Raw genomic sequence first — 23709 nt, 5'->3', positions numbered from 1 at the left:
CCACGCTAAGCGTGGGGGCCTTTTCTGCGTTTACGGGCCTGTATCTGTGGCCGCTTAAGACCGTGGTTCCAGGCGGAAGATCGTACCGTGGGTTGACGATTTCAAGCCTCGTCTGAGCGAGCCTTGTCACGTGAGAAAAGACTGCTCCGCTATTCGGCACTGTGACGACGATGATGCTCGTATTGTTCGTCAGCCTGGTGCTGGCGAAGGGGAGTGCAGGGGGCCCGTGGCGCACTACGGCATGCCGCGTAAGTCGGCGTCGCCGACATCGATGATCTCGTCCCCCTTGAGGGCCTGCTTGCCTGAAGAGGGCGGACGGGGGATCCATTTCACGGGCAGAGCTGATCGCAGAAACGGAGCCAGCATTAGAGGCGGGCGGACCCTCGCGAGGGGGCGGAGGTTAGCCGCAGTGCGAGATTCGTAGGCGGGGAAACCACGTAGAGCGGTCTCTGTGCGTGAACAAGGGCAGCTGCTGTTCGGATGGGGCTACCTGCTCAAGCGGACCTGTCCAGGACAACGATTGGCGGGGTGCGGATGGCAGGTGCGGCTGTGAGCGTGGAGGCTGCCAGGGGGTGAGCTGCCTGAAGTTGGTCGGCGCGGAGTGGAGCGAGGCGAGGCGAGCAGGGCGAGGCGAAGCGGGGAGTGAAAGTGGGCGTGTACGGCCGAGGAGCGAAGCCGGGCGAAGTGCGGCAGGAGTAGGAGGGCGGTGGGGAGCGAAGCCGGGCGTGGGGTGAGGCTGGGCGGGGCGTGGCCAAGGAACGTGGGGTGTGGCCGAGGAACGACGCCGGGCAGGTGTGGCGAGTTTGGAGGCTAGGTGTCTCGGGTGGCCGTCTCCAGCAGGGGTTCGACGCGGTACGGGATCTGGCTGGAGAGGGCGATCGTCGTGTCCGTGCGCTGCACCGCCGGTGAGGCCAGGATGCGGGCGATGACCTCCTGCAGGTGGTCGGTGCTTCGGGCGACCACGCGGCAGAGTAGGTCGTGCTGCCCGCTCGTCCCGTACACCTCCAGGATCTGGGGTACCACGCGCAGTGCTTCGACGGCTTCGTTCAGGCGGCCCTGGGCGATCTGGAGGGAGACGAACGCCAGGATCGGGAAGCCGGCGCGGGAGGTGGAGACGGTGGGGCCGAAGTCGACGATCACGCCGCGGCCGGTGAGCTTGTCGACGCGGGCCTGCACGGTGCCGCGGGCGACGCCGAGGAGGCGGGCGAGTTCGGTGAGGCCGATGCGGGGGTGGGCGCGCATGGTGACGAGCAATCGGGTGTCCAGATCGTCCATAAGCGTCCCTTCGGCGGGCTGTGCGGTTCGTACAGGAATGACGGATCTTGTCGTACGAAATCCAGCGTATCGTGCAGGAAAACTGGGCGCTCTTGCCAGGAAAAGCGAAGCTTGCTGTTATCGGTGTCATGTTTGAGGAAGCGCAATACTTCGCCCCGGTTGCCGCCCAGGAGGATGGCTCGGTGGTGGTTGAGTTGTCGGCGTCTCATCCGGGGTTCGCCGATCCGGTGTACCGGGCGCGGCGCAACGCGATCGCCGGGCTGGCGGTGAACCACGAGCGCGGGACGCCGATCCCGCTGGCCGAGTACACCGAGCAGGAGCACGAGGTCTGGGCGCTGGTCACCAGGGAGCTGGCGGTCAAGCACGCCAAGTACGCGACGGCCGAATACCTGGCGGGTGTCACGAGGCTGGGGTTGCCGCAGGATCGGATCCCGCAGTTGGAGGAGGTCTCCCAGCTGCTGGAGCCGTTGACGGGGTTCCGGTATCTGCCGGCGGCCGGGCTGGTGCCGTTGCGGGACTTCTACGGGGTGCTGGCGGACGGGTACTTCCACTCGACCCAGTACATCCGCCACCACTCGGTGCCGTTCTACACGCCGGAGCCCGACATCGTGCACGAGGTGATCGGGCACGCCAACGCGCTGGCCAACGACCGGTACGCCGCGCTCTACCGCCTGGCGGGAGCGGCCGCGCGCAGGGTGGAGACCGATGCGGCGCTGCAGTTCGTGTCGAAGGTGTTCTGGTTCACGCTGGAGTTCGGGGTGATGCTGGAGGGCGCGGAGCTCAAGGCGTACGGGGCGGGGATCCTGTCGTCGTACGGGGAGATCGAGGAGTTTCGCGGCATGGACATCAGGCCGCTGGATCTAAGTGCCATGGGCACCACGCACTACGACATCACGAAATATCAGGACGTGTTGTTCCGGGCGGACTCGCTCCAGCACCTGGAGGACGTCGTGGGCGGCTTCTGGGACACCTGTGACGACGACATAGTTCACAAACTGCTTGCCGCTGGCCACTAGCGACCCTTCTTTCTCATTCGTGATAATTCACGAATGATCGCGGGGAGAGGTGTCGGGGTGCCCTCCAGCGTGGTCACAGTCGTGGCCCGGATGGTCGTGGCGGCGATCTTCTTGTTGCCGCTGGCCATAGGAGCGGCGTCGGACACGCGTTCGTCCGACGCCGTCCGGCTGTCTGTCACGTTCCAGGCGGCCGAGCGGCGGACTGTCGAGAGTGAGCGGGAGCGGCTCGGGCTCTCGCGACAGCAGCAGCCCGAGGAGGCCGGGCCCTCGGAACAGCAGCCCGAGCGGTTCGGGCCCTCACGGCAGCGGCGGCCGGAGCTTGCCGCTACGAGCCGGCAGCGTGCCGGGAAGCGGTGGCTCGCCGTGCGGCAGCTGCCTGGCACTCAGCAGCCGTTCGCCATAGGGCAGCCAGGGCAGCCAGGGCAGCCAGGGCAGCCGGTCGTTGTCGAGCAGCGCCCTGCCACCAAGCAGCAGGCCGCCGTGAAGAAGAAGCCCAAGCCGGTGCCGGCGAAGAAGATCACCAAGCGGCTCGACCGGTTCCTGGCGGGCCGGCCGGGGCCCGTCACGGCCATGGTCAAGGACCTCACCGACGGGCGTCTCTACCGCTACCACCGCGGCGAGCGGATGATCACCGCCAGCACCGCCAAGGTCCAGATCCTCATGGCCCTGCTGCTCAAGACCCCCTGGAGCAAGCTGTCGAAGGCCACCCGGCGGGACGCCGACCTCATGATCCGCTACAGCGACAACCATGCCGCCGACCGCCTCTGGCTGCGCATCGGGGGTGCGCCCGGGTTCACGAAGGCGGGCAGGAAGTACGGGCTGCGTCACACGCAGGGCGTTCCGGGCAACTGCGTCGACCTGTACTGCTGGGGCATCACCAGGACCTCGGCCGAGGACCAGGTCCGCCTGATGAAGGGCCTGGTGTCGTCGAAGAGCCCGCTCAAGGCCAAGGACCGCGCGCAGGTGCTCAAGCTGATGGGCAAGGTGATCGACGGCCAGGACTGGGGCATCAGCGCGGCCAGGTGCAAGGGCGACAAGGTGGCGCTGAAGAACGGCTGGCTGAAGCACGTGTCCAACGAGCGCTGGGCCATCATCAGCGCCGGTCTGCTGCGGGAGGAAGGGCATGACTACGCCGTCGCCGTGCTGACCGAGAACAATGGCGACACCGGTCAGGGCATCGCCACCGTCGAGGGCGTCGCCGAGCGGATCATGAAGTCGTTCCGCTCGTGCAAGCAGCTGTGAGTCCGACAAAACGGCTGCGAATCCGCCAAGCAGCAGCTGGGCGGGTGGTCATGGTGCGACGGCCGGGGTGACCAGGCGGTAGCCGACGCCGCGTACCGTCTGGATCAGCTCATCCTCGTCGTCGCCCAGCCGCGCCCGCAGCCGCTTGACGTGCACCGCGATCGTGTTCGTCGAGGTGCTGGACACTGTCTGCCATACGTGCCGCATGATCTGCTCGCGCGTGACCGTGCGGTCGGCGTTGCGCATCAGGTACTGCAGCAGCTCGAACTCCCGCAGCGGCAGGTGCACGATCCGGCCGTCCACCCGTACCTGGTAGGCCTGCACGTCCAGTTCGACGTCGCCCACGACCAGCACCTTGCGGCCCTCGGGGGAGGCCGCGTGGATGAACGGCAGCAGCTCGGGCACCCGGTACGGCCGGGCGACGCAGGCGACGGCGCCGGCCGCGAGCGCCTGGACGGCCTGCTCGGCGTGCCCCTCACCGACGCCGAGCAGCACGGGCACGGCCCGGGAGAGCCGTACCGCGCGGACGAAGTCGACGGCGCCGATGACGGGCAGCGTGGCCGAGACGAGCACCACGTCGGGCTGCAGCGCCCCGGCCTGGATCAGGCCCTGGGCGCCGTCGGGGGCGCCAGTGACGGCCACCCCCTCGTGTTCGAGCGCGGTGGACACATCCTCGACGACCCCCGTGTCGGGGTCGGCTATGAGCAGGATTGGCTTCGTCCTCGTGTCCCCGTTCACCGTGGATGCCGCCTGCTGGTGGATCATCAGCCGAAGCGTCCTGTGATGTAGTCCTCGGTCGCCTTCTCGGTGGGGTTGGTGAACATGCGAGAGGTCTCGTCCATCTCGACCACCTTGCCGGGCTTGCCCTGCGCGGCGAGGTTGAAGAAGGCGGTCCTGTCGCTGACCCGGGCGGCCTGCTGCATGTTGTGGGTGACGATCACGATCGTGAACTCGTCCTTCAGCTTGGCCATCAGGTCCTCGATGGCCAGGGTGGAGATCGGGTCGAGCGCCGAGCACGGCTCGTCCATCAGCAGGACCTGCGGTTTGACCGCGATGGCCCGGGCGATGCAGAGCCGCTGCTGCTGGCCACCGGACAGGCCCGCGCCGGGCTTGCCGAGGCGGTCCTTGACCTCGTTCCAGAGGTTGGCGCCCTTCAGCGACTCCTCGACGATGCCGTCGAGCTGCGACTTCGCCACGCGGCCGTTGAGCCGGAGGCCGGCGGCCACGTTCTCGTAGATCGACATGGTGGGGAACGGGTTCGGGCGCTGGAAGACCATGCCGATCATGCGGCGGACCGAGACGGGCGCGACGGTGCTCCCGTACAGGTCCTCGCCGTCGAGCAGGACCTTGCCCTCCACGCGCGCGCCGGGGATGACCTCGTGCATGCGGTTCAGGGTGCGCAGGAACGTCGACTTGCCGCAGCCGGAGGGGCCGATGAACGCGGTGATGGAACGCGGCTCGATGGTCATCGAGACGTCCTCGATGGCCTTGTGCGCCCCGTAGTAGGCGTCCAGGCCAGAAACCTGGATTTGCTTGGACATAGCGGCTTGTACCCCCTATCGGCCCCTGGCGGGCGAACGCCACCAGGCGATCAGACGCGCCACCAGGTTGAGCAGCATGACGATCAGGATGAGCGTGAGCGCTCCGGTCCACGCACGGTCGATGGCGGTGTCGTTGGGACGTCCTGCCTGGTCGAAGACGTAGAGGGGAAGCGACATCTGCGGCCCGCTGAACGGGTCGAAGTTGATGGAGTCGGTGAAGAAGACGGTCAGCAGCACCGGCGCGGTCTCGCCCGCGACCCGCGCCACGGCCAGCATGACGCCGGTGATGATGCCGGTCAGCGCGGTCGGCAGCACGACCTTCACGATGGTGCGCCACTTGGCCACGCCCAGCGCGTACGAGGCCTCGCGCAGGTCGGTCGGCACCAGGCGGAGCATCTCCTCGGCCGATCTGACCACGGTCGGCATCATGAGGATGGACACCGCCATGGCGCCGGCCCAGCCGGAGAACGGCATGCCCAGGACCAGGATCCAGAACGCCAGGATGAACAGGCCCGCCACCACCGACGGGATGCCGGTCATGACGTCCACGAAGAAGCTGATGGCCCGGCTCAACCGGCCGCCGTTGCCGTACTCGACCAGGTAGATCGCGGTCAGCAGCCCGATGGGGACGGAGATGGCCGAGGCCAGCAGGACCTGCTCCAGCGTGCCGACGATGGCGTGGTAGGCGCCGCCGCCCGCGTCGCGGGCGCCGATGTTCCGCATCGAGTGGGTGAGGAACTCCATGTCGAAGCGGGCCAGGCCGTTCTGGATGACCAGCCAGAGCACGGACACGAGCGGGACGACGGCCAGGCCGAACGCCAGGTAGACCAGCCCTTGGACGAGCTTGTCCTTGACGCGCCGGCCGGTGGAGATGTGCTGGATCGTCGAGGTTGTGGTGGTGGTCATGCGGCGGCCCTCGCGTACTCCTTGCGGCGGTTGATGACCATGCGGGCCGCTATGTTGACGAGCAGGGTGATGACGAACAGCACCAGACCGGAGGCGATCAGCGCGCCGCGGCCGATCGGAGTGGCCTCGCCGAAGCCGTTGGCGATGTTGGCCGCGATGCTGTTGCCGTTCGGGGTGAGGATCTGGATGCTGATGCCGAACGTGGCGGGGAAGATCAGCGCGACCGCGATGGTCTCGCCCATCGCCCGGCCGAGGCCGAGCATCGCCGCGCTGATGACACCCGGGCGGCCGAACGGCAGCACGGCCATCCTGATCATCTCCCAGCGGGTGGCGCCGAGCGCGAGCGCCGCCTCCTCGTTCATCTTGGGAGCCTGGAGGAACACCTCGCGGGAGATGGCCGCGATGATCGGCAGGATCATGATCGCCAGGACGATGCCGCCGGCGAGCATGGTCTTGCCGCCGATCGCGCCCTCACCGGCGAACAGCGGGAACCAGCCGAGGTTCTCGTTGAGCCACTTCGACGGGGTGATCAGCAGCGGCACCAGGAAGGCCACGCCCCACAGTCCGTACACCACGCTGGGCACGGCGGCGAGCAGGTCCACCAGGTAACCGAGCGGCCCGGCCAGGCGGCGGGGCGCGTAGTGGGAGATGAACAGCGCCACGCCGACCGCGATGGGGGTCGCGATGACGAGCGCGATCGCCGAGCTGAGCACGGTACCGAACGCCAGGGCGCCGATGCCGAAGACCTGGCTGCCGTTGGGGTCCCAGGTCAGCTCGGTGAGGAAGTGCCCCTTGTTCGCCTGCAGGGCGGGGATCGCCTCGCTGATGAGGAACACGGCGATGGCCGCCATGATCGCCAGCAGGATGATCCCCGCGCCGGTGGAGGCGTACCTGAAGGGTCCTTCACCATGGCTGCGCCGCGAGGCGGGCCGGCTCGTGGCCGGTCCGCCGTCACGGGTACGGAGGTTGGTGGTCATCGGGTGTTAGGCGATCGCCTCGATGGCCGTGCGGACCTTGGCCAGCAGGTCCCCGGCGAGGGGGGCGTAGCCCAGGTCCTTCAGCGCGGCCTGGCCCTCGTCGCTGGCCGTGTAGGTGAGGAAGGCCTTGACCAGCTTGGACTGGTCCTCGGGCAGGCCCTTCTCGCACGTGATCTCGTACGTCACCAGGACGATCGGGTACGCGCCCGCAGTCTTGGTGGCGTAGTCGATGCTCAGCTTGAGGTCGTTGCCGGTGCCCTTGATCTCGGCGGTCTCGATCGTCTTGGCCGCGCTGTCGGCGGTCAGCTCGACGAACTCGCCCGAGCCGTTGGCGACCTTGGCCTTCTGCAGTTGGGAGTTGTCGGCGAACGACATCTCGACGTAGCTGATCGAGCCCTCGGCGCCCTTCACCGAGGAGGCGATGCCGTCGGAGCCCTTGGCGCCCTGTCCCTTGGCCTCGGCCGGCCACGCCTTGGCCGGCTCGTACGGCCAGTCGGCGGTGCCCTTGAGGAACTTGGTGAAGTTGTCGCTGGTGCCCGACTCATCGGCGCGGTGGAACGCCTGGATGGGCGTGGCGGGCAGCTTGGCCTGCGGGTTGTCGGCCTTGATGGCCGCGTCGTCCCACTTGGTGACCTTGCCGCTGAAAATGGCGCTGAGCGTCTTGGGGGCCAACTGGATGCCGTCCACGCCCGGCAGGTTGTAGACGACCGCGATCGGGCCGGTCACCATCGGGATGTTGATGGCCTTGCCGGTCTTGCACCGGCCGTCGGCCTGGGCGGGCTCGCCCTTCTCCTCGTTCAGGGCCGAGTCGGAACCCGCGAAGGCGACCGTCCCCTGGATGAACGCCTGGACGCCCGCGCCCGAGCCGCTGGGCTGGTAGTTCAGGCTGACCCCCGGGTTCTTGCCCTGGAAGTCCTTCTTCCACTGGTCGATCGCGTTGGCCTGTGCGGACGATCCGGCGGCGTTGATCGTGCCGCTCAGAGCGTTGTCGTTGCCCGCGGAAGCCGTGGCGGCGGCGGTGCTGCCGGCGGCGTCAGCCGGGGCGTTGTTGTCTGTGCCGCACGCAGCGAGCGAGAGCGCGCCGACGACGGCGACGGCGGCGAGCCGGCCTGCATACTTCACGGTTGGGTTCCTCCCACTTCGATCCTTAGTCGCCACGAAAGTACGCAGGCAAAGTGACTCAAACCCCCCGGCAAGCTGAACGTTCGGTGAACGGCCCTGGTCACCCTCATGATGGGACGTATGACCTATCGCGTTTGCCTCGTCTGCATGGGGAACATCTGCCGCTCGCCCATGGCGGAGACCGTGCTCAGGAAGACCCTCGCCGGTCACGGCCTCGGGGACCGGGTGGCCGTCGACAGCGCGGGCACCGGCGGCTGGCACGCCGGCGGCCCCATGGACTCCCGCGCCCTGCGCACGCTGGCCGACCACGGGTACGACGGCTCCGACCACCGGGCCAGGCAGTTCACCGCCGACTGGTTCGACCGGTACGACCTGGTGCTGGCCATGGACCGGGACAACCTGCGGTTCCTGCGCAGGATGGCGCCCGGAGAGGTCGAGGTGCGGCTGTTCCGGTCGTTCGACCCGGACGCGCCCGAAGGGGCCGAGGTGCCCGATCCCTACTACGGTGGGCCGGAGGGCTTCGAAGAGGTGTTGCGGCTGGTCGAGGCCGCCTCCGAAGGCGTCGCGAAGCACATCGCCGATGAGATCGACTGAGGACCTGGGCGCCTCCCACGGCTGGCGGCTCCAGCGGGGCGTGCTGGAGGACGGGCGGGAGGTGTTCGCGAAGACCGGAGCCGTTTCTCCTTTGTTCATCTCCGAGGCCGAAGGGCTGCGGTGGCTGGGCGAGGTCGTCGCCGTCCCCTCGGTGATCGAGGCGTCCATGGAGCGGCTCGTCCTGTCGTGGGTGCCGGTCGAACAGCCGTCCGCGCGGGCCGCCGAACGGTTCGGGCGCGACCTCGCGCGGTTGCACCGGGCCGGGGCTCCGCGGTTCGGCGCGCCCTGGCCCGGCTTCATCGCCGACCTGCCCATGGACAACTCGCCGGCCGCGGACTGGCCGTCGTTCTACGCCTCCCGCCGGGTGCTGCCGTTCGTACGGCGGGCGCGGCTGCCCGCCCAGGACGTGGCGGCGATCGAACGGGCCGTGGAGCGGTTCGCCGAGGTGACCGGGCGGCCGGAGCCGCCGGCGCGCGTCCACGGGGACCTGTGGAGCGGGAACGTGCTCTGGTCGCGGGGGCGCGGGGTGCTCATCGACCCGGCCGCCCATGGCGGGCACCGGGAGACGGACCTGGCGATGCTGGCGTTGTTCGGGGCGCCCTACCTGGAGCGGATCATGGGGGCGTACGGGGAGGAGTTCCCCTTGGCGGACGGGTGGCGGGAGCGGGTGCCGCTGCACCAGTTGCATCCGCTGCTGGTGCACGTCGTGCTCTATGGCGGGACATATCGCGACAGCTTGATGAAGGCGGTGAGGCGCGTGCTCGCCCTGTGAAGAGCCGTTCAGGCGATGAGGCGCGTGAGGTGAGCGCCGTTCAGGCGGTGAGGCGCGCCAGAGCCGTTCAGGCGTTGAGCCGTCTGAGGACCTCGTCGTGCAGGGTGCCGTTGGTGCAGACCAGGCTGCCGCCCTCCAGCCCCGGCACGCCCGCGAGGTCCGTCCAGACGCCGCCCGCCTCCTGGACGATCACCGTCAGCGCGGCCATGTCCCAAGGCGACAGCTCCGGCTCGGCGGACACCTCCACCGAGCCCTCCGCGACCATCATGTGCGACCAGAAGTCGCCGTACGCGCGGGTCCGCCAGCAGGCCCGGCTCAGGTCGAGGAAGTTGTCCAGCTTGCCCATCTTCTCCCAGCCGCCGAAGCTGCTGTACGAGAACGACGCGTCCTGCAGGTCGGACACCGAGGAGACGCGCATCCGGCTGGCCTTGGCCAGGCTGCGGCCGGTCCAGGCGCCGCCCTCGGTCGCCGCCCACCAGCGCTTGCCCAGCGCCGGGGCCGATACCAGGCCCACCACGACCTTGCCGTACTCCATCAGCGCGATCAGCGTCGCCCACACCGGGACGCCGCGCACGTAGTTCTTCGTGCCGTCGATCGGGTCGATGATCCACGACCTGGCGCCCCAGCCCGTCTTGCCGAACTCCTCGCCGACCACCGCGTCCCGTGGCCTGGCCCGTCGCAGGGTGCCGCGGATGGCCTCCTCGACGGCGCGGTCGGCGTCGCTGACCGGCGTCAGGTCCGGCTTGGTGTCGACCTTGAGGTCGACCGCCTTGAACCGTCGCATGGTCATGTCGTCGGCGGCGTCCGCCATGACGTGAGCCAGCCGTAGATCATCGTTATAACCCTGCACGATGTGCCACGCTACCGTGACTTGCCCGCTTGACATCAGTCACCGGTGGGGCCCCTTTTCTGATAAGTCCGGTTTCTGGCGGTGGGGACGGGGTCGGGGCACGTCATGGAGCGGTCGTGTCGTCCTGGGCGGTCTCGCGGGTGTCGGGGGCGCCTTCGCGGATGGACAGCAGGCGGCGCAGCGACTCCAGGCGGACGGGGTCGGCGTGGCCCGCCGCCACCCAGGCGTCGAGCGCGCAGTCGGCGTCCAGGTGGGTGCAGCCCTTGGGACACTCGATCGTGCCCTCGATCAGGTCGGGGAAGGCCGCCAGCACCGTCTCCACCGCCACGTGGGCCAGCCCGAAGCTGCGCACGCCGGGGGTGTCGATGATCCAGCCGCCGTCGGGCAGTTCGAGCGCGACCGCGGACGTCGAGGTGTGGCGGCCGCGGCCGGTGACGGCGTTGACGTGCGAGACGGCCCGGTTGGCGTCCGGGACGAGCGCGTTGACCAGGGTGGACTTGCCCACGCCCGAGTGACCGACCAGCACGCTGATCCGTCCGGTCAGGTGCTCGCGCAGCTCGTCCAGGTCGCCGCCCTTGCGCACGATGACGTGGGGCACCTCCAGCGGCTCGTACAGGGCCACCAGCTCGTCGGGCGGCGCGAGGTCGGACTTGGTCAGGCAGAGCAGCGGGTCGATCTCCGCGTCGAACGCCGCCACCAGGATCCGGTCGATCATCCGCGGCCGGGGCGGCGGGTCGGCGAGCGCGGTCACGATGACCAGCTGGTCGGCATTGGCGACGACCGGGCGTTCGATGCCGTCGGTGTCCTCGGTGTCGTCGGCGGAGCGCCGCAGCATCGACGTGCGCGGCTCCACCCGTACGACCCGGGCCAGGGTGTCGGGGCGGCCCGAGACGTCGCCGACCAGCGCCACCCGGTCGCCGACCACGATGCCCTTGCGGCCCAGCTCACGCGCCTTCATCGCGACCACCAGGTGCCGCTGCGGCTGCTTGCGCTTCTGGCCCTTGACCCGCTCCGGCTCGACGAGCGCGGTGTAGCGGCCGCGGTCGACGGCGACCACGAAGCCCTCCACGGCGTCCTCGTGCGCAGGCCTGATGCGGGTCCGTGGCCGCGAGCCCTTGCCCGGCCTGACCCGTACGTCGTCCTCGTCGTACTCCCGCTTCCTCAGCGGCCTGCTCCCATGCGTTCGCTCCCACCGTCGGCCCGCCCACCCTGGGGGAGGTGACCTGAATGTCCGCCCGTTGCCCGGTCCCTGGGGACGGCGGCGGCTGCCGCTCCCTCGTACGGGCCTTCAGCGGGGTTTGTGCCCGCCCATCGCGCCGCCATGCCCGTACGGGCTTCCCGGCCCGGCTGCGGCCTCCTGGGGGGACGCTGGAGGCGTGTGTACGGTCCTGGGCCGGGGGCCGTCATCGGGAGTCCAGCATGGCCGTCCACATCTGGACGAACTCGGGCAGTGTCTTGGCCGTCGTCGCGATGTTCTCCACCTCGACGCCGGGCACCGTCAGGCCGACGACCGCTCCGGCCGTGGCCATGCGGTGGTCGTCGTAACTGTGGAAGACGCCGCCGCGCAGCGGGCGCGGGCGGACGATCAGGCCGTCGGCGGTCTCCTCCGCGTCGCCGCCCAGCCGGTTGATCTCGGTGACCAGGGCCGACAGGCGGTCGGTCTCGTGGCCGCGCAGGTGGGCGACGCCCCTGATCCGGGACGGGGAGCCGGCCAGGGCGGCCAGGACGGCGATCGTGGGCGTCAGCTCACCCACCTCGTGCAGGTCGGCGTCGATGCCCTCGACCCGCCCGCCGCCGGTCAGGGTGAGCGTGCCGGAGCCGGTGCCGTTGTCGTCGCCGGGGATCAGCCTGACCGTGGCGCCCATCGAGGTGAGCAGGCCGCGCAGCGCGTCGCCCGGCTGCGTGGTCTCCAGCGGCCAGCCGGGGACGGTGACCGTGCCGCCGGTGACCAGGGCCGCGCCCAGGAAGGGGGCGGCGTTGGACAGGTCGGGCTCGACGGTCAGGTCTCCGGCCGCGATCGGGCCGGGCTCGACCCGCCACACGTCGCGCTCGTGGTCGTCGACCGTGACGCCGGCCGCCCTGAGCATCTGGATCGTCATCTCGATGTGCGGCTGCGAGGGCACCGGCGGGCCGACGTGGCGGATCGTGACGCCCTTCTCGAAGCGCGCCGCCGCCAGCAGCAGCCCCGAGACGAACTGCGACGAGCCCGACGCGTCCAGCGTGACCTCGCCACCCGCCAGCGGGCCCTCGACGGTGAACGGCAGGGCGTCGTTGTCGACGCGGGCGCCCAGGGCGCGCAGGCCGTCGAGGATGGGGCCCATCGGGCGCTTGCGGGCGTGCGGGTCGCCGTCGAAGGAGACCGGGCCGTCGGCCAGCGCCGCCATCGGCGGCACGAAGCGCATGACCGTGCCCGCCAGGCCCGCGTCGATGCTCGCGCCGCCGCGCACCGGGCCGGGGGTCACCTGCCAGTCGACGGCGGCCGCGGTCTCGTTCGACGAGGTCAGGGTGGTGCCCAGCGCGCGCAGCGCGCTCACCATGAGGTCGGCGTCGCGGCTGCGCAGCGCCCTGCGCACCACGCCCGGGCCGTCGGCGAGCGCGGCGAGCAGCAGCGCCCGGTTGGTCACGGACTTGGAGCCGGGCAGGTCGATCGACGCGGCCACGGGAGCGGTCGCGGTGGGCGCGGGCCAGTGCGGTGCGGGCATGGTCAAAGCCTACTGGGGATGACCCGCCGCACGACTGCGCGCGGCCGGCGATCGGAGCAGCCCGCGGCGGGGGATCGGGACCGTACGGGCCGGTACCGGCCCGGGAGGCGGGACCATACGGGCTGCCCGTGGTCAGGGGATCAGGACCGCGCGGCCCTGGACCTGGCCCGCTTCGAGGCGGTCGAGCACGGCCGCCGCGTCCGCCAGCGGGTGCCGCTCGACCTGGGCCTTGATGCGGCCCTGCCGGGCCAGCGCGAGCACCTCGTGCAGGTCGCGCCGCGTGCCCCCGTACGGCGTGCTGACCGTGACGCCCCAGGGCAGCCCCCGGGCGGTGATCTCCCCGCCGAAGGCCAGCGTGCCGCCGGCCAGCCCGACCACCGCCAGGTCGCCGTACGACGCGATGGTCGCGGCGCCGATCGCCATGGTGGCCTGGGAGCCGACGAAGTCGAGCACCACGTCGGCGCCGACCCCGCCGGTCAGGTCCAGGATCGCGGCCGTGACGTCGCCGTCGGACACGAGCGCCTCGTCCGCGCCGTAGGTGCGGGCCGCCCGCAGCCGGGCCGGGTCCACGTCCACCGCGACGATCCTGCTGCCGGTGACGGCGCGCAGGATCTGCACCGCCATGTGCCCGAGCCCGCCCACGCCGATCACCACGGCGGTCGCCGAGGGCGTGAGCAGGTCGCGCGAGCGGACGATGGCGTGGTACGGCGTGAGCCCGGCGTCGGCCAGCGGAGCCGACTCGACGGGGTCGAGGTCGCCGAGCGGGACCAGCGCCCGCGCGGGGAAGAGCATGTACTCGGCCATCGCGCCGGGATAACCGAGGCCGGGGCCGGGCGGGAAGGCGCGGGGGAAGCGCTCGCAGACGTTCTCGGCGCCGACGGCGCACTGGCGGCACACGCCGCACCCCCAGGCGAGGTAGCCGATCGCGGTGGCGCCTGTGTCCCAGCCCGTCACGTCGGGGCCGGCGGCGGCCACCCGCCCGGCCGGCTCGTGGCCGAGCGTCATCGGGAAGGGGAGCCCCTCCACGTGGAGGAGGTGCAGGTCGGAGTGGCACACGCCGGATCCGGTGACCTCCAGCAGCACTTCGCCCGGACCCGGCTCGGGGACGTCCACCTCGGTGATCTCCGCTTTGCCCGGCGCTACGAGCTGGAAAGCCTTCATGGCGCCTGCTTACCTCATCGGGGACGGCTGGAAAAGCCCCGTCGGGGACGGCTGAAAAGTCCCGGACATGCGTTCGGAAGTCGTCTGCGCCATTCTTTCGTGGCAGTGTGTAGTCATGTGTGGTAGATACGCGTCGGCGCGCAAGAAGCACGAGCTGCTGGAGGAGTTCCAGGTCGAGCAGGACGGCGACCCGGACACCGAGCTCGGGCCCGACTACAACGTCGCGCCGACCAAGAACGTCTATGCCGTCCTCAGCCGGGTGCCGAAGGACGCCGAGCGCGCGGTGCGGCAGCTGCGGGTCGTCAAGTGGGGTCTGGTCCCGGCCTGGGCCAAGGACCCGTCCGTCGGCTCGCGGATGATCAACGCCAGGATCGAGACGGTGGCCGAGAAGCCGTCCTATCGTCAGGCGTTCGCCAAGCGCAGGTGCCTTTTGCCGGCCGACGGCTATTTCGAGTGGATGCCGGTCGAGGGCGACAAGAAGAAAAAGCAGCCGTACTTCATCCATCCGGCGGACGGCGGGGTGCTGGCCATGGCGGGCCTGTACGAGTTCTGGAAGGACAAGGGCCGCGACGACGACGATCCGCTCAAATGGCTGGTGACCTGCACGGTCATCACCACGGACGCCGAGGACGACCTCGGCCGCATCCACGACAGGATGCCCATGATGATCGAGCGGGAGCGCTGGGCCGAATGGCTCGACCCCCAGCTCACCGACGCCGACCAGGTGTCGGGGCTGCTGGTGCCGGCCGATCCCGGGCGGCTGACCGCGGTGCCCGTGTCCACGGACGTGAACAATGTCCGGAACAACGGTCCCGACCTCATCAAACCCCTTCCACCGGAAGAGCAGGCCGCCCTTTCGTAAAGGTGTAAAAACCTCGTGTTGTGGGCATTCGGTCAGGAAAGCGATGCATCCGTTCACCCGGAGTCACCGCCACAGAATGCCCCATTAATGCGCCGAGCGGGATCTCCGGGGAGTCCCGCTGCGGGTTGCCCCCCTTCCCTCACCCGGAGGTGCGGATTCGTGGACGACACGACCGCTCATGAGCGGCTGGAGAAGATGCTCGCGGACCTGGACCGCTCGATCGGGGTGCTGCAGGGTGACCCCGTCGCGATCCGCGAGCACTCGGCGGCCGACGCGGGCTCGGACCTGACCGACGCCGACCGCGCCCAGGCCATGCTGACCGTCGCCACCACCCAGCGCAGGGCGGTGATCGAGGCGCTCAAGCGGCTGGAGGAGGGCACGTACGGCATGTGCGTCGACTGCGGCAAGCCGGTGCCGGAGGGCCGCCTGGAGGCCCGGCCGGAGGCGGCGCGGTGCGTCGGCTGCCAGAGCAAGCAGGAACGCCGCCGCTGATCGCCGGCCGACTGCTGATCGCCGGCCGACCTCCGATCGCCGGCTGATCGCTGACCGACCGCCGACCGGCCGCGCCGCCGCTACTTCTTGACGACGCTGGCCACCAGGTGGATGCCGACGGTGTCGTCGTCGTCCGGGTGCGCGTCGAGCTCGGTGCGCACCAGCCAGGTCAGCGCCCGCGCGTCGGAGCCGAGCACGTGGTCGACGGTGGAGGGCGACAGCACCGTGCGCGGCCGTACCCACTCCACCTCCAGGCCGGCGCCGGCCAGCAGCTCGCGCAACTGCGCGCTGCTGAAGCAGCGGGTGATGCTGCCGTCGGGCCAGGGCACCAGCATGACCTCGCCCGTCTGCCGCAGGTGCTGCCACTGCCCCTGCTCGGCCAGGATCGCCATGCCCAGCACCAGCGAGTCGACGCAGACCAGCGCCCGGCCGCCGGGCCGCAGCACCCGGGCCACGTCGCCCATCACCGACTCGGCCATCAGCTCGATCGACATGGCGCGTTCCTCGGCGACCACCGCGTCCACGCATTCGTCCGGCAGGCACGCCAGGTCGTCGGCGCGCACCTGGCGCACCCGCTCCGTGTCATGCAGGTCCATGTCGCGCAGGCGCGACTGCTGGTCGGTCATCCTCGGCTGCGGGTCCGTCAGCGTGCGGCGGAAGTCGATCAGCTCGATCACGCGGTGCCCGGCCCTGGCGGCCTGCCCGGACCAGCGCCCGCGGCCACCCGACAGGTCGAGCACCACGGAGGGTTTCTCGGGGAGCCACCGGGTCAGCTGCTCGGCGACAACGGCGCGGTAGAAGGTCCAGTACGGCCCGAGAGTCCCTGAGCCGTTCAGTTCCTCGGCCGGAATGGGCAGCACACGCGACTCCTGGGTTCCGGGAAATGGCTACCAGCCGGTACGTATGGTTTTCCCCGCACCGGGTCGTTCGTCACCTTCTATCTTGCGGGAACAGACAAGGGTGCGGGCGTGTTGCGACGAGCATGCTCACATTGCTCGAACCCCTCCCCGGTGACGGACCGGTCGCTGACGAGCGGGTATTCTCCCCTGAGTACGGTGTACCGCGACAGCCGGCCACCGGTGATCTTAGGGGGGTGGGTCCGGTGCCCGCGACAGGCGCGGAGACTCTGGAACAGCGAAGTGAGCGGTTCGAGCGTGAAGCCATGCCTTACCTCGACCAGCTCTACTCCGCCGCGCTCCGGATGACCCGGAACCCTGCGGACGCGGAGGACCTGCTACAGGAGACCTTCGCCAAGGCGTTCGCATCGTTCCACCAGTTCCAGGAGGGCACGAACCTCAAGGCGTGGCTCTACCGGATCCTGACCAACACTTTCATCAACAGCTACCGCAAGAAGCAGCGCGAGCCCAAGCAGTCCGGCACCGAGGAGATCGAGGACTGGCAGCTCGCCCGCGCCGAGTCGCACACCTCGAGCGGGCTGAAGTCGGCCGAGGTCGAGGCGCTGGAGCACCTTCCTGACGGTGACATCAAGCAGGCGCTGGCCGAGCTCCCCGAGGAGTTCCGGATCGCGGTCTACCTCGCCGACGTCGAGGGCTTCCCGTACAAGGAGATCGCCGACATCATGGGCACCCCGATCGGCACCGTGATGTCAAGGTTGCATCGCGGGCGCAGGCAGCTTCGCGGACTGCTGGAAGACTACGCTCGCGAGCGCGGGCTGGTCCCGGCGGAGGGGTCGAAATGAGCTGTGGCAAGCCGCACGACACCGACTGTCGTGAAGTGCTGGACAAGGTCTACGCCTACCTCGACGGCGAGCTGACGGAGGGAAGCGTGGTCGAGATCCGCGTGCACCTCGAGGAGTGCGGCCCCTGCCTCAAGGAGTACGACCTCGACAAGGCCGTCAAGGCGCTCGTGGCCAAGCACTGCGGCTGCGACCCGGTCCCCGGCGATCTGCGGTCCAAGGTTCTGGCCCGCATCGCGCAGGTGCGTTCGGAGCTGTCCGACTAAGATTCCTCCCATGCGCGTGATGGTCACCGGGGGAGCCGGCTTCATCGGGTCGAATCTCGTCGATCGCCTGCTGGCCGAGGGGCACGACGTCGTGGTGGTGGACGACCTGTCGTCCGGCAGCCGCGACAACCTCGCCGCGGCGGCCCGGCACGACCGGTTCCGGCTGCACGAGCTGGACGTGCGCGACCCCGCCGTGATCGGCCTGGCCGCAGAGGTGCACCCGGAGGTCATCTGCCACCTCGCCGCGCAGATCAGCGTGCGCAAGAGCGTCGCCGACCCGGTCCACGACGCTAGCGTGAACGTCCAGGGCACCGCCTCGATCCTCACGGCCGCGCAGGAGGGCAACACCCGCAAGGTCTTGTTCGCCTCGTCCGTCGCGGTCTACGGCAGGCCGCAGACCATTCCGGTGCCCGGCGACGCCGCGACCGACCCGCGCTCCCCGTACGCGGCCTCGAAGCTGAGCGGCGAGATCTACCTGGCCACCTTCCGGGCGCTGCACGGCCTGGAGTACACGACGCTCGTGCTGTCCAACGTGTACGGCCCGCGCCAGTCGCCGGAGGGCGAGGCCGGGGTCGTGGCCATCTTCACCGACGGCCTGCTCGCCGGCACGCCCACGGTGCTGTTCGGCGACGGCACGCAGACCCGCGACTACGTCTACGTCGAGGACGTGGTCGACGGCTTCGTCAAGGCGTGCGGCTCAGAGGGCGACGGGCGGCGCTTCAACCTCGGCACCGGCCTCCAGACCACCGACCGCAGGCTCCACTCGCTGATCGCCGACGCCGCGAGCGCCCCTGACAAGCCGGGTTTCGCGCCGCCGCGCCGCGGGGATCTGCCCGCCATGGCGGTCGATCCGGTGCCCGCCTACGACGGGCTCGGCTGGCAGCCGCGCACCGACCTGGCCACCGGGATCAAGAAGACCGTCGAGTGGGCCCGGAGTCGCCCCCGGTAGTTGGTTGATTACGCTTTGCTTGCGATTTCCCACTCCGGCCGTGCGCCGACCTCCCTTTCTGTAGCGTGAGCGGCAGGATCCGACGTGGAGGCGAGCTGGATGTTGAAGGCGACGATCGCCCGGCTGTTCATGACCGCCGTGCTGATCACCCCGGTCCTGACGCTGCTCATGAGCAGCGGTGGCGCCGCCGTGCCTCCCGGGGTGTCCTGGACCTGAGCGCCCTGACCTGAGCACCCTGGAGTGCCGCAATGCGTGACCTGCCGTGGCCTGCGAAGGTCTACCTCGTCGCCGTCATCGGGGCGGCGACCGCGCTCATCGGGCGCAGCCTGATCACCTCCGGGCACCTGGTGGAGCCCGACGAGCTGGGCATCCTGCTGGTGCTCGCGCTGCTGTTCCTGGTCTGCGAGTCGATGCCGACGCTCCTGAACGTCGAGCAGTTCGCCGTCTCGGTGAGCTTCTCGGCCGCGCTGGCCGCCGTCGTGCTGATGGGGCCGGAGGGCGCGGCGCTGGTGGGGTTCACCGCGGTGTTCAGCGTCCGGCCGGGGCTCCCACTGATCAAGCGGCTGTTCAACGGGGCGCAGTTCGCGATCTGCGGCTACGCGGCGGGCTGGGTCTACCAGTGGCTGGGCGGCGTCACGGGGGTGCCCGACGTCAACGCCTTCGACGACCTCATCGGGCCGTACGCGGCCGCCACGGGCGTGTTCGTGCCGCTGAACATCGTGCTCACGCTGACCATGATCCGGCTGGCCACCACGGTGCGGGCCATGGAGGTGCCGCTGCGCGGCGGCGCCCAGTTCCTGCTGTCCTACCTGGGCTACGGCACGTTCGGGCTGCTGGTGGCCGGGCTGTGGGCGACGGTGCAGTCGATCTCGGCGGTGCTGGTGCTGCTGCCGCTGTTCGTGGCCCGCTGGGCCTTCGGCCAGTACCACGCGCAGCAGCGCTCCTACGACGCCACGATCGCCGCCCTGTGCCAGGCGGTCGAGACCAAGGACTACTACACGCGGGGCCACTGCACCCGCGTGTCGCTGGCCTCCTCGATGATCGCCCAGGAGATCGGCATGGGCCTGGAGCGGCTGCGCGCCATCCGCTACGCGGGCATGCTGCACGACGTCGGCAAGCTCGGCGTGCCGACCAAGGTGCTGCAGAAGGAGGGGGCGCTGACCGAGGAGGAGTTCGCCGCGATCCAGCTGCACCCGATGCGCGGGCTGGAGATCGTGCGCGGCATCGACTTCCTCGACGAGGCCTACGCCGGGATCATGCACCACCACGAGCGCCACGACGGCAAGGGCTACCCGATGGGGCTGGCGGCCGACGAGGTCCCCGAGTTCGCCAGGATCATCGCGGTGGCCGACGCCTTCGACTCGATGACCTCCGACCGCTCCTACCGCAACGCCCGGCCCGTCGAGGTGGCGGTCGAGGAGCTGCGCAAGAACGCGGGCACCCAGTTCGACCCGGTCATGGTGGCGGCCTTCGCCAGGGCGCTCGAACGTGAGCCGTGGCAGCCGCCGCGCCGCGTCGAGGCGCCGCCGCCCGAGGCGAGCGAGACCCCGATCAAGGACCACGACGACCCGACCATGCCGATCGAAGTGGTGAGCGGGCCGTGACACGCGCCTTCCAGAGCCTCGACTCCGGGCAGCTGCTGCTCATCTGCGGGGCCGGCCTCGTCGCGGTGGCCGGCGTGGCCCACATGGCCGCCATCGGGCTCGACCGGCCGGAGATCGCGATCGGCTTCGGCGCGCTCATCGCGGTCGGCGAGCTGGCCCGGCTCACCATGCCGGGCAACCGCGAGGTCGCGCCCATCGGCGCCGCCGCCGCGCTCGGCTACACGATGCTGCTCGACCTCAGCGACAAGCCGCTGCGGCACACCGCGCTCCAGGTGGTGGCCGTGATCGCGGTCGGCATGATCGCCGGCGCGCTGCCGCACCTGGCCGTCGGCCGCCCGCCGCGCCTGGACGCCATGGCCCGCCGCCTGCTGACCGGCGCTCTGCTCGCCTTCGCCTTCCGCCCGCTGGCCGACCCCCTCTACCGGCTCACCCAGGACCCCACCAGGACCTGGTGGCCCGCGCTCGGCGTCATGGTCACGCTCATCACGCTCACGCTGCTGATCGACGTCCTGATCGCCGCGATGCTCCGCGCCGAACAGGTCCGCACCGCCTTCAAGGTCGCCGTCCGCGACGAGCTCAACATGGCCTTCCCGCTGGGCGCCGCCGTGGCCGCCTCGGGGGTCCTGCTCGCGCTGGCCACCCACAGCATGGACCTGGTCGCGCTCCTGGTCTTCGCCGCTCCGCTGCTGGTCACCCAGGTCGCCTTCCGGAAGTACGCCGGCATCCGGGCGACCTACCTGCAGACGGTACGAGCGCTGTCGCGGGTCACCGAGGTCGGCGGCTACGTCGAGCCCGGCCACTCCCGCCGCGTCAGCCGCCTGGCGGTGGCCATCGGCAGGGAGCTGGGCATGGCCGAGCCGGAGCTGCTGGAGCTGGAGTACGCGGCGCTCATGCACGACATCGGCCAGCTCTCGCTGCGCGACCCCATTCCCGGCGGCGCCACCGTCCTGGCCGACCCGATCCAGGCCAGGCGGATCGCCGAGCTGGGCGCCGAGGTCATCAAGCAGACCGGCGTCCTCGACCGGGTCGCCGAGCTGGTCCGCCGCCAGTGCGACCAGATCGCCGAGGATCCTCCGCTGTCCAGCAGGATCATCAAGGCCGCCAACGCCTACGACGACCTGGTGGGCGGCTCGGCCGACAGGGACCGGGGCGGCGCCGCCCTGGAGAGGCTCCGCCTGGCGGCCGGCACGGCCTACGACCTCGCCACGATCGAGGCGATGACCAAGGTCGTCAACCGCGTGGCCATCCACAAACTGTGAACAACCGCCGTGCCTGCCCCTGCCACCGGCTGAGGATTCGCGCGTAACGGCGCTGAGCCGTCATCCGGTCAGCGGCCGTATTCCTGGAGGCCCTCAGCCACGTGCGGTGGGTGGCGGTGGGGGCGGCTTGCCGTACCGGAAAAAAGATCGTTCCCAGCGACAGCGCTCGCCGTAGGGTGGGCGGGTGCTTACGGAGGCGCTGGGGTCCGTGCTGGTGGCGAATCGGGGAGAGGTCGCCCGGCGGATCGTCCGGACCGTCAGGCGGCTGGGCCTGCGGGCCGTCGTCGTCCACTCCGAGGCCGACGCCGGCCTGCCCTACGTGCGGGAGGCCGACGAGGCCGTGCTGATCGGCCCGGCCGACCCGCGGGCCAGCTACCTCGACGTCGCCAAGGTGCTGGCGGCCGCCAGGGCCACCGGGGCGCGCGCGATCCACCCCGGGTACGGGTTCCTCGCCGAGAACGCGGCGTTCGCCAGGGCCGTCCTCGACGCCGGGCTGGTCTGGATCGGCCCCGCGCCGGAGGCCGTCGAGCGGATGGGTGACAAGATCAACGCCCGCAACCTCATGGAGGCGGCCGGCGTCCCCGTCGCGGCCGGGACCAGGGAGCCCGTCACCGACCTCGACCTGGCGCTGCGCGCCGCCGAGCGGATCGGCTACCCCGTCATGGTCAAGGCCGCGGGCGGCGGTGGCGGCATCGGGATGGGCCTCGCCCGCGACGACGCGGGGCTGGCCAAGGCGTTCGAGCGGGCGGCGCGGGCGGCGGCCAGGTTCGCCGGCGGCGACGCGCTCGACGGCCCGGCCGTCCTGCTGGAGCGCTACGCCGAGCGGGCCCGCCACGTCGAGGTGCAGATCCTCGGCCTGCCCGGCGGCCGCGTCGTGGCGCTGGGCGAGCGCGACTGCTCCGTGCAGCGCCGCCACCAGAAGGTCGTCGAGGAGTCCCCGTCGCCCGGCGTCACGCCCGAGCTGCGTGAGCGCATGCTGGCCGCGGCCGTGCGGGCCGGGCAGGCCGTCGGCTACCTGGGGGCGGGCACCGTCGAGTGCCTGGTGGACGCCCGGGAGCAGGACTTCGTGTTCCTGGAGATGAACACCAGGCTCCAGGTGGAGCACCCGGTCACCGAGCTGGTCACCGGCCTCGACCTGGTCGAGCTGCAGCTCCGGGTGGCCGCGGGCGAGAGCCCCGAGGTGGAGGCGGTGGTCTCCGGGCACGCCATCGAGTTCCGCGTGTACGCCGAGGACCCCGAGCGGTTCCTGCCCGGCCCCGGCAGGATCACCGCCTGGCGGGAGCCCACCGGCGAGGGCGTCCGGGTGGACTCCGGTTACGAGGAGGGCAACACGGTCACGCCGTTCTACGATCCCCTCCTGGCCAAGCTCTGCGTCCTCGGCGCGAGCCGCGAGGAGGCGCTGGCGCGGGGACGCGAGGCCGTCGCGGGCTTCGTCGTGCAGGGCCCCAGGAACAACCTGCCGTTCCTCACCGAGCTGCTGGACACCCGTGATTTTGTCAGCGGCGACTATGACACGGGCCTCGTGGAGCGGATGCGCGCCCCGCGCGCATGACATTGTTGGTTCATCGGATAGAGGGGAGTCGCTGTGGCTGAGGTACGCGCGGAGATGGTGGCGAACGTCTGGAAGGTCGTCGTCGAGGAGGGCGACACCGTCACCGACGGCGACACGCTGGTCATCCTGGAGTCCATGAAGATGGAGATCCCGGTGCTGGTCGAGGAGGACGGTGTGGTCGCGCAGCTCAAGGTCAAAGAGGGCGACGTGATCCAGGAGGGCGACCTGATCGCCGTGATCGAATAGCTGCCGGCCGGCCCGGCCCCGCTTCAGCGGCTCGCCCGCCTCACCGGCTCGCGTGGTATCAGCGGCTCGCCCGGTCGAGGAACTTGGCGCGGTCGACCACCACCCGCTCGATCGTGCCCCGGCCGACGACCGCGTGCTTGTCGCGGGCCTCGAAGGCGAAGACCAGCCGCCTGCCGTCCACCTCGGTCAGCTCGGCGCTGATCTCCACGTGGGTGCCGAGCGGACTGGCCGCCAGGTGCGCCAGCTCGACCTTGGTGCCGACCGACGTCTCGCCGGGGGCGAGGTGCGGCCGGACCGCCGCGACGGTCGTCATCTCGGCGAGGGCGAGCAGCCGCGGTGTGGCGAGCACGGGGACGTCACCGCTGCCGATCTTCTCGGCGGTGTCCGACCGCTCGACCATGATGAGCAACTGGGAGCGAAGACCCGGTGCGAGCGTCATGTCCGTCAGCCTACTGCGACCACTGTCACGCCTCTGATCTCGCAGAAACGCGGACAAGCACGGTCAGAAGGCCGCAGGATAGGGTTTGTACGACTAACGACATTCAAGTGGCATGTGGGACTCGCGAGTCGTACACTCTCGAAGTTCCGTGACCTCTGTGTTATCTCACCGCGACACAAGTTCGCT

Annotated in this window: 26 protein-coding genes; 14 read left to right on the top strand and 12 right to left on the bottom strand. The window is 70.3% G+C overall.

Going from position 1 to position 23709, the window contains the following annotated elements:
* Positions 1–810: 810 nt before the first annotated feature.
* Entirely contained in the window at positions 811–1275 is a 465-nt protein-coding gene (locus KME77_RS02215) for an Lrp/AsnC family transcriptional regulator (RefSeq protein WP_219461138.1), read from the bottom strand.
* Positions 1276–1457: 182 nt separating this feature from the next.
* Here KME77_RS02215 and KME77_RS02210 point away from each other — a divergent pair, with 182 nt between their 5' ends.
* Together KME77_RS02210 and KME77_RS28980 are read left to right on the top strand one after the other, a co-directional pair.
* Positions 1458–2291: a phenylalanine 4-monooxygenase gene (locus KME77_RS02210; protein ID WP_308250508.1), complete on the top strand. Its 834-nt coding sequence runs from the start codon at positions 1458–1460 to the stop codon at positions 2289–2291.
* A 33-nt stretch (positions 2292–2324) separates the two neighbouring features.
* Positions 2325–3533, top strand: coding sequence for a serine hydrolase (locus KME77_RS28980; RefSeq protein ID WP_246609039.1), 1209 nt, complete (start codon positions 2325–2327; stop codon positions 3531–3533).
* Positions 3534–3581: 48 nt separating this feature from the next.
* Here the strand turns inward: KME77_RS28980 and KME77_RS02200 are convergent, their stop codons facing one another.
* The 5 genes from KME77_RS02200 to pstS are packed head-to-tail and all read right to left on the bottom strand — an operon-like array spanning position 3582 to position 8079.
* Complete coding sequence (locus tag KME77_RS02200) at positions 3582–4298, bottom strand: response regulator transcription factor (protein ID WP_219461133.1); 717 nt, start codon at positions 4296–4298, stop codon at positions 3582–3584.
* The gene (gene pstB / locus KME77_RS02195; RefSeq protein WP_219461130.1) at positions 4298–5074 is read right to left on the bottom strand and encodes a phosphate ABC transporter ATP-binding protein PstB; all 777 of its coding nucleotides are present in this window, start codon (positions 5072–5074) and stop codon (positions 4298–4300) included. Before pstB ends, KME77_RS02200 begins: the two co-directional genes overlap by 1 nt.
* A 15-nt stretch (positions 5075–5089) precedes the next feature.
* Entirely contained in the window at positions 5090–5980 is an 891-nt protein-coding gene (gene pstA / locus KME77_RS02190) for a phosphate ABC transporter permease PstA (protein WP_219461126.1), read from the bottom strand.
* On the bottom strand, positions 5977–6957 hold the full coding sequence (pstC, locus tag KME77_RS02185; protein WP_219461122.1) for a phosphate ABC transporter permease subunit PstC: 981 nt from the start codon (positions 6955–6957) through the stop codon (positions 5977–5979). Before pstC ends, pstA begins: the two co-directional genes overlap by 4 nt.
* A gap of 6 nt (positions 6958–6963) precedes the next feature.
* Positions 6964–8079: a phosphate ABC transporter substrate-binding protein PstS gene (gene pstS / locus KME77_RS02180; protein ID WP_219461119.1), complete on the bottom strand. Its 1116-nt coding sequence runs from the start codon at positions 8077–8079 to the stop codon at positions 6964–6966.
* 120 nt (positions 8080–8199) lie between these two features.
* On the opposite strand from pstS, the gene KME77_RS02175 reads away from it, so the two are divergent.
* The gene (locus KME77_RS02175; RefSeq protein WP_246609038.1) at positions 8200–8673 is read left to right on the top strand and encodes a low molecular weight protein-tyrosine-phosphatase; all 474 of its coding nucleotides are present in this window, start codon (positions 8200–8202) and stop codon (positions 8671–8673) included.
* The gene (locus tag KME77_RS02170; RefSeq protein ID WP_219461114.1) at positions 8660–9445 is read left to right on the top strand and encodes a fructosamine kinase family protein; all 786 of its coding nucleotides are present in this window, start codon (positions 8660–8662) and stop codon (positions 9443–9445) included. The genes KME77_RS02175 and KME77_RS02170 overlap by 14 nt, the downstream gene beginning before the upstream one ends.
* Positions 9446–9512: 67 nt before the next feature.
* Here KME77_RS02170 and hisN read toward each other — a convergent pair whose 3' ends face one another.
* The 4 genes from hisN to KME77_RS02150 all read right to left on the bottom strand — a co-directional run bounded on the left by hisN (position 9513) and on the right by KME77_RS02150 (position 14158).
* Positions 9513–10295 (bottom strand): histidinol-phosphatase, encoded by a 783-nt coding sequence (gene hisN / locus KME77_RS02165; RefSeq protein WP_219461110.1) that lies wholly within the window; start codon positions 10293–10295, stop codon positions 9513–9515.
* A 103-nt stretch (positions 10296–10398) separates the two neighbouring features.
* Entirely contained in the window at positions 10399–11460 is a 1062-nt protein-coding gene (rsgA, locus tag KME77_RS02160) for a ribosome small subunit-dependent GTPase A (protein ID WP_219461144.1), read from the bottom strand.
* A gap of 238 nt (positions 11461–11698) precedes the next feature.
* The gene (aroA, locus tag KME77_RS02155) at positions 11699–12997 is read right to left on the bottom strand and encodes a 3-phosphoshikimate 1-carboxyvinyltransferase (RefSeq protein WP_219461108.1); all 1299 of its coding nucleotides are present in this window, start codon (positions 12995–12997) and stop codon (positions 11699–11701) included.
* A gap of 132 nt (positions 12998–13129) precedes the next feature.
* Positions 13130–14158 (bottom strand): NAD(P)-dependent alcohol dehydrogenase, encoded by a 1029-nt coding sequence (locus KME77_RS02150; protein ID WP_219461102.1) that lies wholly within the window; start codon positions 14156–14158, stop codon positions 13130–13132.
* Between the two features lie 115 nt (positions 14159–14273).
* Here KME77_RS02150 and KME77_RS02145 point away from each other — a divergent pair, with 115 nt between their 5' ends.
* A complete protein-coding gene (locus KME77_RS02145) occupies positions 14274–15020 on the top strand; it encodes an SOS response-associated peptidase (protein ID WP_219461099.1) in 747 nt (248 codons plus the stop codon).
* 159 nt (positions 15021–15179) lie between these two features.
* Positions 15180–15512, top strand: a complete 333-nt coding sequence (locus KME77_RS02140) for a TraR/DksA family transcriptional regulator (protein WP_219461096.1) — start codon at positions 15180–15182, stop codon at positions 15510–15512.
* Positions 15513–15592: 80 nt separating this feature from the next.
* On the opposite strand, the gene KME77_RS02135 is transcribed toward KME77_RS02140, so the two are convergent.
* Entirely contained in the window at positions 15593–16372 is a 780-nt protein-coding gene (locus KME77_RS02135) for a class I SAM-dependent methyltransferase (protein WP_219461093.1), read from the bottom strand.
* Between the two features lie 233 nt (positions 16373–16605).
* On the opposite strand from KME77_RS02135, the gene KME77_RS02130 reads away from it, so the two are divergent.
* From KME77_RS02130 to KME77_RS28975, 8 genes are all read left to right on the top strand, one after another.
* Positions 16606–17211 carry a sigma-70 family RNA polymerase sigma factor gene (locus KME77_RS02130; RefSeq protein WP_219461090.1) on the top strand — a complete coding sequence of 202 codons (606 nt, stop codon included), beginning with the start codon at positions 16606–16608 and terminating at the stop codon, positions 17209–17211.
* Positions 17208–17474 (top strand): mycothiol system anti-sigma-R factor, encoded by a 267-nt coding sequence (rsrA, locus tag KME77_RS02125; protein ID WP_219461085.1) that lies wholly within the window; start codon positions 17208–17210, stop codon positions 17472–17474. Before KME77_RS02130 ends, rsrA begins: the two co-directional genes overlap by 4 nt.
* A 10-nt stretch (positions 17475–17484) precedes the next feature.
* Positions 17485–18423: an NAD-dependent epimerase/dehydratase family protein gene (locus tag KME77_RS02120; protein WP_219461082.1), complete on the top strand. Its 939-nt coding sequence runs from the start codon at positions 17485–17487 to the stop codon at positions 18421–18423.
* An 84-nt stretch (positions 18424–18507) separates the two neighbouring features.
* The gene (locus KME77_RS29705; protein ID WP_281424005.1) at positions 18508–18639 is read left to right on the top strand and encodes a hypothetical protein; all 132 of its coding nucleotides are present in this window, start codon (positions 18508–18510) and stop codon (positions 18637–18639) included.
* A gap of 32 nt (positions 18640–18671) precedes the next feature.
* Entirely contained in the window at positions 18672–20027 is a 1356-nt protein-coding gene (locus KME77_RS02115) for an HD-GYP domain-containing protein (protein ID WP_219461079.1), read from the top strand.
* Entirely contained in the window at positions 20024–21286 is a 1263-nt protein-coding gene (locus KME77_RS02110) for an HD-GYP domain-containing protein (RefSeq protein ID WP_219461074.1), read from the top strand. Before KME77_RS02115 ends, KME77_RS02110 begins: the two co-directional genes overlap by 4 nt.
* Before the next feature lie 184 nt (positions 21287–21470).
* Positions 21471–22838 (top strand): acetyl-CoA carboxylase biotin carboxylase subunit, encoded by a 1368-nt coding sequence (locus KME77_RS02105; protein WP_308250507.1) that lies wholly within the window; start codon positions 21471–21473, stop codon positions 22836–22838.
* A 33-nt stretch (positions 22839–22871) separates the two neighbouring features.
* Positions 22872–23084, top strand: a complete 213-nt coding sequence (locus KME77_RS28975) for a biotin/lipoyl-binding carrier protein (RefSeq protein WP_308250506.1) — start codon at positions 22872–22874, stop codon at positions 23082–23084.
* A 58-nt stretch (positions 23085–23142) separates the two neighbouring features.
* On the opposite strand, the gene KME77_RS02100 is transcribed toward KME77_RS28975, so the two are convergent.
* Positions 23143–23523 (bottom strand): thioesterase family protein, encoded by a 381-nt coding sequence (locus KME77_RS02100; protein ID WP_246609035.1) that lies wholly within the window; start codon positions 23521–23523, stop codon positions 23143–23145.
* Positions 23524–23709: the final 186 nt, after the last annotated feature.

Origin of the sequence: Nonomuraea rhizosphaerae, assembly GCF_019396405.1 — a bacterium.
GTDB lineage: Bacteria > Actinomycetota > Actinomycetes > Streptosporangiales > Streptosporangiaceae > Nonomuraea > Nonomuraea rhizosphaerae.
This window is presented reverse-complemented; position numbering and strand designations above follow the sequence as displayed.